Consider the following 11619-nt stretch of genomic DNA (forward strand, 5'->3'; position numbering starts at 1 on the left):
GCGAGTTCATTGGTAACTTCTTTCTAGAATTGATTGGGTAATTACATTCTATCAAAGAAGTCCAATGGACTTTTTTCATTTTTTAATTAGGGCAAGTGTTCAACTTCATTTTACAATTTACCTTTTTTATATTTTAAAGAATCCCATTTGGTTGAGTTATTTAGAGGAAAAACGATATCAAAATTTTCTTTAGATAACATGCATCAAAAAAAGAAATATTAGCATCTGGCCTACAAAATACCGCAATATGTACCTTACCTATTAATTTGGGATTATTTTTAATCACTAAAGAAAGTGCATTAACCCTATCAACAATTGGTAATAACTTCTTTTTCTGAATAGAATCATTACACATGCTCAAAAAATCATTAGTATCCTTATCAAGATAAACAATGGGATTACAAATATTATTGTTTGGCAATATTAAAACAAAAACTTGACTCCATTCTTTGAGAATTGTTTCAAGAAAATTAACATGTCCAATAGACACAAAATTGAAACTGCCATAAGTAACTGCCAACTTCAAAATTTTACATCTGCTGAATATTGAACCTAAAAACATTTAGCAACTATTGCTACTATATCAGATAAAGATTGTCTTTCACCAATGAGTTTATTATATATACGGAACAAATTTTCTTGTATGAGGAAAGGTGAGCCGCTTTCCAAGTCGAAGTAACATTATCACCTAAGGGCTTAATTATTCCAAACCAGTTATAACTACTCTATTCAATTATTTTTCACTACCCATTCACTTACGTAGTTAGCTATTTTTCCCAAATATTCATTTCTTTTATTCATACTACTATGATCAACATTACCAAAATTTTTCCATACTCGATTTTTAAATTTAAGCTGCTTAAGTGTACTATTAATAAAAACATCTTTAATAGCATTGCCACAAAACATCTTCAAATAAAATGTCGGGGAAGTCGAGGTTGTAAGAACTAACGTCTTTTTTATATTTTTAAGATTTCCTATTAATCCAGTACTGCCTACATTGTAAGCAAAGTCCTTCTTCATTACCTTATCTATGAAGCCTTTTATAATAGCTGGAGTATCATTCCACCATATTGGGAAAATAAATATAACTTTATCTGTATTTTTAATAATCTTCTGGTACTTACTAACTAAAGGATCAATTGTTTTTCCAACACTAAATAAAGATAACTCTTTAGCAGAATATGTTGGATCAAATTTATCATTATATAGGTCTATAACTACATACTCTTCTTTGTTATCTCTCATCGCTTTTATAACTTTATTAAGTATTGCATGGTTAAAGCTTTTTGTGTAAGGATGTGCGTATATTATTGTTGTTGTCATTACTTTATCTCTCTTGTCCTAAATTTATTGATAATATGATAATATGTAAAATATCTTTTATTTTTTCAGTATGCATACTAGAGACAAAAAATATAATTCTTGCCTCGCTTTCTTTTACTGCCAGATATATCAAAGTAATTATACATCGGCTCCATAAGGAGGATGTTTTATATTACAACGCATAAAAATAGTCATGTTCAAAAACTTTGAAAAGGTAAAAATTCTTTTAGCCGCCAGTATGGACATTTCGTCTAATAGGACTAGTAAGTGCTATTAAAAAACTTCACATTTGGAACCTGTGGAGCTTTTTGGTAAAGTAAAGATATAATTTTTATCGTACATGCGTTTGGCAAGGGGCAAAAAAATGAATAAAGAGTTTGATCAAATTGCAGACAATTTTTTAGAACCTATCAAGATCTTTAAAGGCAATCTGTCTGACCTACTCACGCCACCCAGGACAAACAATCTAACGGCTGCCTAGAAGGAGTCAACCACAGATCAAGCAGATTTACGGCTACCGCATTTTTAGTCATTTTTGGGCTCGTATCAAGCATAAAAACTTCAAGCCGTAATCAAGCAAAGAGCCATTATAGCTATCAAATTATCATAACATTGAAAATAAAATCGCAACTTTGGTTGATTAATTTTAAGAAAAAAGAAAAAATTATTTAATTGGAGCTATATTTACAATATTTGAATAATAAGATAATTCGTCTACCCTATGTATGACACTTATAATTGTTGTGTTATCTAAGTATTTATTAATCATTAAATAGACTTTATTTATAGCTTTTTCATCTAAACTACTTGTAAATTCATCAAGTAATAAAATATCCGGCTTAGTAATAATCGCTCGCAAAAATAAAATTTTTTGGACTTCACCGCCGGAGATTTTATTTTTAAAATCTCCTGGTGTCTTATTATTTAAATCATCTTTAGTTTGAATTAAAGTATCTAAACCGATTTCTTTAACTAGGTTCAAAACTGTTTCAATGTTAGGTTTTAAACTAGGATAACAAATATTTTTATAAATTGATCTGTTAAATAAAGGAGCATCTTGTGCGATATACATTAATTTTGGTGCATTCTGAAATGGGAAAATTATTTCACCTTTACTCGGTGTGAAAAACCCACTTAAAAGTTTCAAAAGTGTACTTTTCCCAGAGCCATTTTCTCCTGTTAATGCATTCATTTTATTTTTTTTAAATGTTAAGTTTAGATTATGAAAAATTACTTGATCATTTTTATATGAGTAGTCAATATCTCTTATTATTACTTCGTCCGTGTTATCATCAAACTTAATCATATTTGTTTTTTGCTCAGATGACACATCATATTCGAGTTCAGACAAGCCTGCTCGAATGCGATTTAATAATTCCTCTATAGCTAAATATTGTGGACCAAATCCAGATAAATTCAAAATAGAATATAATAAAATTAGAATGACTGTTAGTGATTGAATTTTATTACTTCCAAATATATGTTGTCCAACTAATGCAATTATACAAGCTAAAATAACTATTATTAATTGTTGCACTATTGCAGCCTGATTTGTAATACTCTGAACATATTGATATGATTTTTGCTCATTAGAAAGAATACTGTTCATGTAATTACTTTCATATTCTTCAGAATTACTAGATGATATTGTTTCAATATTTCGATAGTAGTCAATCATATACTCGTTTACAACGGATGCACTTTTTAATGAATTAGATATGTTTTTCCTATTACGCTTTGCCATCCACACAGAGATTGCTAAATAACCAGAGAAGAAAACCAAGTATAATAAACCAAGTAATATATTTTGATGCCAATCATGATGGTATATAGTACTATCATTACAGCCATTTGAATTATAATTTTTAAACTACTTTGTTCCAACTGGCGACAGGCAAAAGAGACGTCCTTAATATAGCTTTGGACTTTACCTACAGAATGTTTTGAAAAATAGCTGAAAGGTTTATTTGTAACCTCTTCCCATAGTTCTTGTTTAGAATATTTTCTAACTGCCTGAATAAATGTATTGTTGAAATAATCAATAAACGGTATTGTCATAAGTGAAACTGACAGAGCTATTAAATTAACTAATCTGTTACTTTCATTTTTATTTGTTGAAAACAAATTAGTGATGAAATAAGGTTGCGAAAAATAAAATATATATCCCAAAAGCACAAACATAGAAAAATATGCAATTTTGCTTATACCAATTTTTTTGATTACTCGTTTTAAGTATTTCCAAATCATTTTTCTTTATCCAAATTAGACTTGCCCATGCTTTGCTTTTCAAGCTCAACAAATTCTTGCAGGTTATGACCCAGACTAGATAATGCACGTTTCAATAAAAGACTCCAGGTTTGAAAATCAGAATTGTTCCATCCACTACTTGTCTTTAAATAATCAATAATCTCTCTAAAATCTTCTTGATTGATGTCTTCACTATACCTTTTCAATTAATTGAGTTAAAGCTGCACCACTTGTAAAAGGATTAACTTCATTCACATATTTGTTAAACTGCTTTAATATGGCTGTTGATGGTAGTGACGCCATTCTATTCATTTTAAAACTAATAGTTACGTATTTAGACATTCCATTTTCCCTATTAACTTAATTGGAAATGCATAGAATATTTCTATATTCGTAACTTTTAAATGAATAGCAAATGTAAATATATTTGATCCTATTTTCTTTACATCAATTTTACTCTTAGGTGATATTTTAGAAGGATCTGCTGTAAATTGTTCTTATTCCCGAAAGTTTGGATTATAACATTCCTTTTAATTATATAATGTCAGCATTTTATTGCAAGCGATTTCGTAAAATAAAAAATGAAAAGTAACATAAAACAAGAGGTGATATAACATATGAATCTTCCACACTAACGGTTACTCAGCTTTTATATTTGGACGCTGAAGATGATGCCCCAATAAATATTTACATTAATTTCTTAGGATGAAGTGTTAATGGTGCATTTTCAATTATTGATACTAGTGGCAGGAGAGCGTAAGTTCAGAGCGCTCCTACCAAATACTCAGCTTCTTATTCATCAGCCAATAGGGTCTATGAGTAGACAACAAAGCGATATAGAAATTGGTGCAAACCAAATTAAAAAAGTAAGAACAAAAATTGCAAATTTAATTTCCAAAAATTCAAACCTTACTATTGAAGAAATAGACCGCGCTATTAAAAGAGATTGCTATATTAGTCCCAATAAGGCTGTAGAATTAGGATTGGTAGACAAAGTTTATTCTTGCCGATGAGATAGCAACAGTTATGATTGAAAAAATGGGTGCTCCGAAATACATGACCTCTAAAAATATTGAGTTTAGACGAATTACATAAAAACATAACGTTACGTGGACTTGACCAAAGAGCTTTTCCCCAATGTCCAAGTTGTTTTAAACCGCTTCCACAGTGTATCTATTAGATTAATAAGCCGCATTTTGATATGACTCAAAATTTTAGAAAAAACATGGAGTGTTAATGTGACTACATTATCATCGAAAATTTGTTCCAAGTTAAAAATCTAACTTGATTTTTGCTTTCATATTATTCTTTACTTACCTTTACTCCGTTTTTATAAATCCTGTTCTTATTTATTTCGATTTTATCAACAATATCCTTTCCTAAGTCGCTTCCCAACATTTCGGATATACCCAGCAAAAAAATACCAACATCTGCTAATTCTTCGTTTATATTGTCAGCATCTTGCTTAAGCCATCCCTTAAAAAGTTCATTTACTTCGCCATACAATAGCAGCAATTCAAACTTGATATCTGTCGTATTAAAATTATGTCTTTTTTTATTATCTATAACTTCCTTCTGAAGTTTTTTGGTATCAATTATCATTTTTATACACCTAAATTAATAACTTGGTCATATCTGGAATTTTATTGTTCATTTAATTCATGAGCTATTTCTATAAAGCCTCTATTTATGGAAAATAAATAATTTCTAACTTTGCTAGAAGTAGCCTCATCTAATAGTAAAAACTTGTCAGTTAACAATAAAGCCCTAGCTAAAGCTATTTGCTGCTTTTCACCTGAAGAAACTTATGGACTTTTTTCATTTTCTAATTAGGGCGAGTGTTCAACTTCATTTTACAATTTACCAAAACCTTACTTTACAGTAAAATCATTTAAACTTAGTTGACGCCACAATTTAAGCATATCTTTTGCTAAAGAAGCTTTTACTTTTACAAGTTTACCTTTGACAAATGGATCAGGAAAAGATAAAAAACAACAATTTAATGCTTGTCTATCAAACTGATCATTGATTCCATATAGTGGATCACCAAATAATGGATGTCCAATTGATTGCATGTGTAATCGAATTTGATGAGTACGACCAGTATAAAGACGTAACTCAACTAAGCTTGCCTGCGGGACTTGCTCAAGTACACGATAGACAGTCACTGCCTTTTTACCATGAACAAAGTCAATACTACGTTTAACTTCTTTATTTTTCCTACCAATTGGAGCCTCAATCACACCAGTTAATTCATTTTTTGCAAAGTTGCCATGCACAATTGCATGATATTTTTTTATAAAATCTTGCTTGTTAAGTTTGCTAAATCTGCCATGAGCAATTGCATTCTTGCCAACTAGTACTAAACCAGTGGTATCACGATCAAGACGCGTAATTACGTGAGGCTTAAGGCTAGACATCTGATGTTGTTCAAAATATCCCAAAACTCGGTTAACAACAGCATTATCGTTGAAACGAGATGGAATTGATAAAAGGCCAGCAGGTTTATCAATAATCAGATAATTTGACGTTTCCTTGACAATCTCAAGTCGTTCATAAGAAGGCTTTAACCAGGGATTAGAAAGCTCACTTCCCGAAACAAAGATAACCTCATCACCTTGATGCAAACGGTAATTAGTATATCTTATTTTGTGATTGACTATAAGCATACCACTCCGATTTTTGGCGTTATTGATTGCCTGTTTTGAAAACCCGTTCTTTAACAAAAAGTCTCCCAACTCCATTGTCGATTCATTTTGAACCATAATCTTATACAGGGGCATCATTATCACCAATAAAGGCACTTTGAACACGTGACCAAAAATGAGTATGTCCAAAGCGATCAAACCTAATTACTTTGTTAGAAATTCTATATATTATTTTTTTAGCATTACAAACATTAATCTGGTTACCATCGACTGTCATTACAAATTTATCTGCCTTAGGAACAATTGTTATCCATTGATCTGGTGCAATTACAATCGGTGATGATAAACTACGAAACACCCGATTATTAATTGATGCAATTTCTGCCATTTGTAAAGCTTTGAGCTGAGGATGAATTACTGCACCACCAAGCGATTTATTGTAGCCAGTTGATCCAGTTGGAGTTGAAACACACAAACCATCCCCCCGAAAATTTTCAAATAGTTGATCATCAATATAAACATTTGCTTCTAACGTATGCGAAATTTGCTTAACTGCAGATTCATTTAGTGCTAGATAACGCTTACGTTCACTCGCTTCTGTCATAAGTTCAACTTCAAGCAAAGGATATTTAACTGTTTCTGGTTCTCTTAAAAAGAGCGCATCAACCATCTTTTCGATTTCTGCTCCATGCCAATCAGTATAAAAACCTAAGTGCCCAGTATGAATTCCGATAAACCTGATAGAGCTAATCTGATTTTCATAACGATGAAAAGCGTTGATTAATGTACCATCGCCACCAACAGATATCACCACATCTGGATATTTAGCATCAAAAACATATCCGGTTTTCTTTTCTAGTGCTTGCTTTAAATGCGCAACTACTTTTAATGTTTCTGAATTATTATTATGAGCAATTGTGATTCGCATTAATTTTCCTTACCCTTATTTTTGATGAAGACTTTTTGTGCTTCCTGAACTTCATCCTTAATTAATGACATTTCTTCATCAAGTCTATATGCTGTTTCAGCAGTTGACTTTAACCTTTCAGAAATATCATCTGGATAAGATCCTTGATACTTGTAATTGAGAGTATGTTCAACCGTCGCCCAAAAATTCATTGCTAAAGTCCGAATTTGGATTTCAGCTAATAATTTTTTAGAACCTTCAGGCAAATATACAGTATAGGAAATCACCATATGATATGAGCGGTACCCTGATGGCTTAGCATTTTGAACATAATCACGTTCCTCTATAACTTCCATATCATCACGCTCATGAATTAAATCAACCACCTTATAGACATCATCAACAAATTGACATACAATCCTAATTCCCGCTATATCTTGCATATCTGTTTCAATTACATCTGGGCTAATGATTCGGCGTTTCATTTTTTCTTTAATTGAATCAACGCTTTTTACTCGTCCAATAACAAATTCAATTGGTGACAATTCTCCCTTAGTTAAAAAACTTTGCCTAAGAGAACGAAATTTCACCTTTAATTCACGAACAGCCTCTTCATAGGGCCATAAAAAATTATCCCAATCAACATCCATAGAAATAATTCCTTTCTCAAACAGCATAGTCATTTTAACATAAAATAGATGATAGCAATTTCATAATTTAAAATTTATCGTTACACACTTGCTACTTACTTAATGTTTTAACAACAAAAAACTTGATATTTTGACTATCCTAGCACAATGTTAGACAATAGTTAACACTAACAACATCTTAAAAAATCATTTTATATTATAGTAATATAAAATGTAATAATTAATCTTGTGAAGGGAAAAATAACAAATTCATGTCAGAAAACACCGAAATAGAAGCAAAAATTATTATTCCAAAGTCAATTTATCAAAAATTATGTCAAGATTTTTTTAATAAAAGTAATTTTACTCAAGAAAACTATTATTTTGATACAGATAACGGCTTGTTACAAACAAAAAGAATTAGTTGCCGAGTTCGCCTATTTAATGATCGCGCTGAACAAACTCTTAAAGTACCTAACCCTAATCCAATTCAACAAGATTTTCACGAGGCAATTGAAATTAATGATTATCTTTCTTTGCCAAAAGGTCAATCTTTAATAGCTGTGGATAAAAAAGCAACCCAATTAGTTTCTTTTGAAGGAAACGTAGGCAACTATTTAAATTCCCATTTTGGCAAAAACTGTAAATTACATGTACAAACTTACAGTAAGACACAGCGGATTCTGGCCATTGGCCCCCAAAATTGTGAATTAACCTTTGATAATAATATTTATCCCGATGGCTACCAAGATTTTGAATTAGAAATTGAAAACTCTGACTCAAAATTAATCGCAACTGTTTTGAAAGATTTAAAATCAGAATATAACATTAATGAAATTCCGCAAAATACTAATCAATCAAAAATCGGACGCGCTTTCAAACATCGTGTTAAAATATAAGAATAAAAGTATATTTTTTGTTTATTAACTAGAGATTTGTTAAAGTATTAATTAATTTAGTTAATTAAGGAGGAACTTGACAATGTTTGAGATTTTTCTCTTCATCAATCCCATCGGTATTTATTGCTATGATACGGAGATTTTAATTAAAGAAGCACTCGAAGAACTCAATATTAGTTCCTGTTTTCATTTTGTTCCAATTATTAACTCGAAAGTTATACAGGAAGATATCATTAGAAGAAAAAAAGCGGACAAAAAGTTAACAATATTTCACAATATACAATGGCTTCTTATCAAACTTTACGCAGTTATCATGCAATTAAATTTGAATATGGAAATAAAAAGGCACGTTCTTATTTGATTAATTTACAATGTGCTGTAAGTAACAATTTTAATCAATATTCAAATGAATTGGGAGAAAAAGTACTACTTGATTTAAAAATCAATTTAAATCGAATTAATGACACTCGGATTAGCAATTACATCGATGATTCAATTCGACAAGACAAAGAACTTGCTAAAAAATTTAATGTTCGTAATATTCCTACAACCATCATTTTTAATGAAAATGGCAATTATAATGGGATACTGCTTGAAGGTAATTTGGCCCACGATAAATTGATTTCACTCTTAAACAATAACGGTTGTATCAAAGAAAGTTATTGTCCTACCAATCATCTTCATTTGATGTGAGATACAATAAAGCATTATCGACAGTATTCACTCTTCGATAATTTGTAAAAACCCACTCAGGTAAATCAGTAAGCTTTAAATTGAGTTTGTACAATAATTCCGCGATACGCATTCCTTTACGACTTTTTCTCATTATTTGTAATTGTAAATAACTTTTTTGTGATATTGGGTCTATCAAATAATTTCTAAGTAGCGGTCTAAAATGCCATAACTGTTTCAAACCATTGGCATTTAAGTCAAAAACACTTGTTTGATAACAAAGTTTCTCTGTAATAGGCTCCAATAAAATATTATATTTTAAAGATAAAAATTGCTGATATGGATCAATTTCCAAATAATAGTCATGCCACAACTTATTTCTACGAAAGAAAATAAGTTGTGACTTTTTTATTTTTTCTCGTAAAAAATGACGTTTACCAACCACCCAAATATCAGTAATCCCAATTTGACAATACAAACGATGACGTTGAGTAAATTCTGCTCTGCTTAAGGGAGCACATTGAACTTCAAAGGCCAACTTTGGACTAGCCAGCACATCAGCTCGTAATTTACCGCCAGCTAAAGGAACCTCTATTTGGGCATCTAAGTTTGCATTTGCTAGTGCACATTGCAGCAGTTGCTTACTAAGGGCATGCTCAACCCTTTCTCCTTTCATATTATTTTTTTTAGGCCAATGTTTAAAATAGGGATGTTCTTTTTTTAACACCAGTTGAACTTCTTCATGACATTTAGGGCAGTAATAATGTGGCGCTTTCAATATACTGTTAGTTTTATTAATTAAAGCCGCTTGTCTACTTGCCAAAACTAATTGATCATTTAATAATGCCGTGTACAATTTAATCACCTATGATTAAATACGCAAGAAAAAAGACAAGCATACCGCTTGTCTTTTTCTTATTAATTTCTTAATGTTTGCGTTCATTAAAATAATGATGCAGTTGAATTAAGGCATCACTAGCAATTAAACACTTGCCAATTATTTTAACACGAGCCATTTCTCCTGGCTTAATTTTGATACCATATTCATTAGCAATTGCCCAAGCATCACCTGGCTCCAACTCACCCTTATTTTCATCTTTAAAGGCCAAATCAAGATAAAATTTTCCGTGTTCAAAATAAAGACTAGAAGTCATATTATTTGTCTGTAAACTATTAGCCAATTCAGTAACTTGATCTAGGTCTGTAAAGCTGTAAGCCTGCTTGTTAGCATACCTATTAGTTATCGCAGTTGAATTGTTATTTTCTTCGTTTTTGGATATTTTTTCTTCATTTGAGTCCGATTCCAAGTCAAGAAAAGATCGCCGTGGATCCATTTTATTTTTGATATTTGATTCATTATTAAATAGATGTGATAAACTTTCTCGATCTTTATCAGTCACTTTAGTGATCAACAAATCAAGCCCACCGTTATTAGGCATTACTTGAAAAGTAATAGGTGCATCCTGGCTAAAAGAGTGATCGGTATCAATTTCATCCAAAATCGAATAAAAAAAATGCTGTATTTGGTCTTTATCCCCTAGCAAATCCAAAACTTTAAGTCCGCGTCTAGCCAATTCCGCCTTATCAATTCTCACGCGAATTGTATTTTCGTCAATATGATCTACTTGCATGAGTTCTCACCTTCATCGAATACTTACATCTATTGTAACGTACTTTACAGATAAAATAAAAGCGTTAGTTTAAATACTAACGCTTTTATTAAAATTTTTCTCTTATAAATCAGCAATCTTTTGCATTTCTTCGAGTTCTAAGCGACGTACTTTTCTTGGTAAAAAGCGTCTAATTTCATCTTCATTATAGCCTACCTGCAAACGACGATCATCCATGATAATAGGTCTTCTTAATAAGCTTGGATTCTTTTCAACTAAATCTAACAATTGATCAATTGACAAATTATCAAGATTTATTTTTAACTGTTGAAATGCTCTTGAACGTGTAGAAATTATTTCCTCTGTACCATTCTCAGTCATTCTCAATATTTGGATAAGTTCCTCTTTAGTTAAAGGCTCTGAAAAAATATTTCTTTCTTTATAATCAATATTATGTTTCTTTAACCAAGCCTTAGCTTTTCGACATGAGGTACAACTTGGCGATATATATAAATTTACCATATATTTCACGCTCCTTTGAATAATACTATGCATAGTATTATTATAACACACTACTTCTTTTTAGTAAGCAGCATTATGTGAATTGGTCATGCTTTAATGATAAGCAATAAACGTGAATAATTTATGACTTTTTTTTCAAGAAAGTTTAAAGATATTAAA

Annotated in this window: 15 protein-coding genes and 1 pseudogene; 3 read left to right on the forward strand and 13 right to left on the reverse strand. The window is 30.9% G+C overall.

Translation table 11 applies throughout. From position 1 onward, the window contains the following. Positions 1–160: 160 nt before the first annotated feature. From ACYIAQ_RS06530 to ACYIAQ_RS06550, 5 genes are all read right to left on the reverse strand, one after another. Positions 161–526 carry a hypothetical protein gene (locus ACYIAQ_RS06530; RefSeq protein WP_483563084.1) on the reverse strand — a complete coding sequence of 122 codons (366 nt, stop codon included), beginning with the start codon at positions 524–526 and terminating at the stop codon, positions 161–163. Positions 527–729: 203 nt separating this feature from the next. Beyond that, positions 730–1326: an NAD(P)H-dependent oxidoreductase gene (locus ACYIAQ_RS06535; protein ID WP_483563085.1), complete on the reverse strand. Its 597-nt coding sequence runs from the start codon at positions 1324–1326 to the stop codon at positions 730–732. A 664-nt stretch (positions 1327–1990) separates the two neighbouring features. Continuing rightward, positions 1991–3076, reverse strand: coding sequence for an ATP-binding cassette domain-containing protein (locus ACYIAQ_RS06540; protein ID WP_483563086.1), 1086 nt, complete (start codon positions 3074–3076; stop codon positions 1991–1993). Between the two features lie 8 nt (positions 3077–3084). After that, positions 3085–3573, reverse strand: coding sequence for a hypothetical protein (locus tag ACYIAQ_RS06545; protein WP_483563087.1), 489 nt, complete (start codon positions 3571–3573; stop codon positions 3085–3087). 192 nt (positions 3574–3765) lie between these two features. Further along, entirely contained in the window at positions 3766–3915 is a 150-nt protein-coding gene (locus ACYIAQ_RS06550; RefSeq protein WP_483563089.1) for a hypothetical protein, read from the reverse strand. 374 nt (positions 3916–4289) lie between these two features. Here ACYIAQ_RS06550 and ACYIAQ_RS06555 point away from each other — a divergent pair, with 374 nt between their 5' ends. Continuing rightward, the gene (locus ACYIAQ_RS06555; protein ID WP_483563090.1) at positions 4290–4586 is read left to right on the forward strand and encodes a ClpP family protease; all 297 of its coding nucleotides are present in this window, start codon (positions 4290–4292) and stop codon (positions 4584–4586) included. A 289-nt stretch (positions 4587–4875) separates the two neighbouring features. Here ACYIAQ_RS06555 and ACYIAQ_RS06560 read toward each other — a convergent pair whose 3' ends face one another. From ACYIAQ_RS06560 to yjbM, 5 genes and pseudogenes are all read right to left on the reverse strand, one after another. Next, complete coding sequence (locus ACYIAQ_RS06560) at positions 4876–5175, reverse strand: nucleoside triphosphate pyrophosphohydrolase family protein (protein WP_122017941.1); 300 nt, start codon at positions 5173–5175, stop codon at positions 4876–4878. A gap of 41 nt (positions 5176–5216) precedes the next feature. Then, positions 5217–5366, reverse strand: a pseudogene (locus ACYIAQ_RS06565) (ATP-binding cassette domain-containing protein); the annotation flags it as partial. 78 nt (positions 5367–5444) lie between these two features. Further along, the gene (locus tag ACYIAQ_RS06570) at positions 5445–6359 is read right to left on the reverse strand and encodes an RluA family pseudouridine synthase (RefSeq protein WP_483563091.1); all 915 of its coding nucleotides are present in this window, start codon (positions 6357–6359) and stop codon (positions 5445–5447) included. Beyond that, positions 6343–7149 (reverse strand): NAD kinase, encoded by an 807-nt coding sequence (locus ACYIAQ_RS06575; protein WP_483563092.1) that lies wholly within the window; start codon positions 7147–7149, stop codon positions 6343–6345. The genes ACYIAQ_RS06570 and ACYIAQ_RS06575 overlap by 17 nt, the downstream gene beginning before the upstream one ends. Next, positions 7149–7778, reverse strand: coding sequence for a GTP diphosphokinase (gene yjbM / locus ACYIAQ_RS06580; RefSeq protein ID WP_483563093.1), 630 nt, complete (start codon positions 7776–7778; stop codon positions 7149–7151). The genes ACYIAQ_RS06575 and yjbM overlap by 1 nt, the downstream gene beginning before the upstream one ends. A 251-nt stretch (positions 7779–8029) precedes the next feature. Here yjbM and ACYIAQ_RS06585 point away from each other — a divergent pair, with 251 nt between their 5' ends. Further along, positions 8030–8656: a CYTH domain-containing protein gene (locus tag ACYIAQ_RS06585; protein ID WP_122017936.1), complete on the forward strand. Its 627-nt coding sequence runs from the start codon at positions 8030–8032 to the stop codon at positions 8654–8656. 267 nt (positions 8657–8923) lie between these two features. After that, on the forward strand, positions 8924–9349 hold the full coding sequence (locus ACYIAQ_RS06590) for a DsbA family protein (protein WP_483564044.1): 426 nt from the start codon (positions 8924–8926) through the stop codon (positions 9347–9349). Here the strand turns inward: ACYIAQ_RS06590 and ACYIAQ_RS06595 are convergent. From ACYIAQ_RS06595 to spxA, 3 genes are all read right to left on the reverse strand, one after another. Beyond that, entirely contained in the window at positions 9324–10055 is a 732-nt protein-coding gene (locus tag ACYIAQ_RS06595; protein ID WP_483563095.1) for a competence protein CoiA family protein, read from the reverse strand. The two genes, ACYIAQ_RS06590 and ACYIAQ_RS06595, sit on opposite strands and share 26 nt — an antisense overlap. 199 nt (positions 10056–10254) lie before the next feature. Further along, the gene (locus ACYIAQ_RS06600) at positions 10255–10959 is read right to left on the reverse strand and encodes an adaptor protein MecA (protein WP_483563096.1); all 705 of its coding nucleotides are present in this window, start codon (positions 10957–10959) and stop codon (positions 10255–10257) included. Positions 10960–11061: 102 nt separating this feature from the next. Further along, positions 11062–11460 (reverse strand): transcriptional regulator SpxA, encoded by a 399-nt coding sequence (spxA, locus tag ACYIAQ_RS06605; protein WP_122017932.1) that lies wholly within the window; start codon positions 11458–11460, stop codon positions 11062–11064. Positions 11461–11619: the final 159 nt, after the last annotated feature.

Source organism: Lactobacillus sp. X-49, from assembly GCF_057063645.1.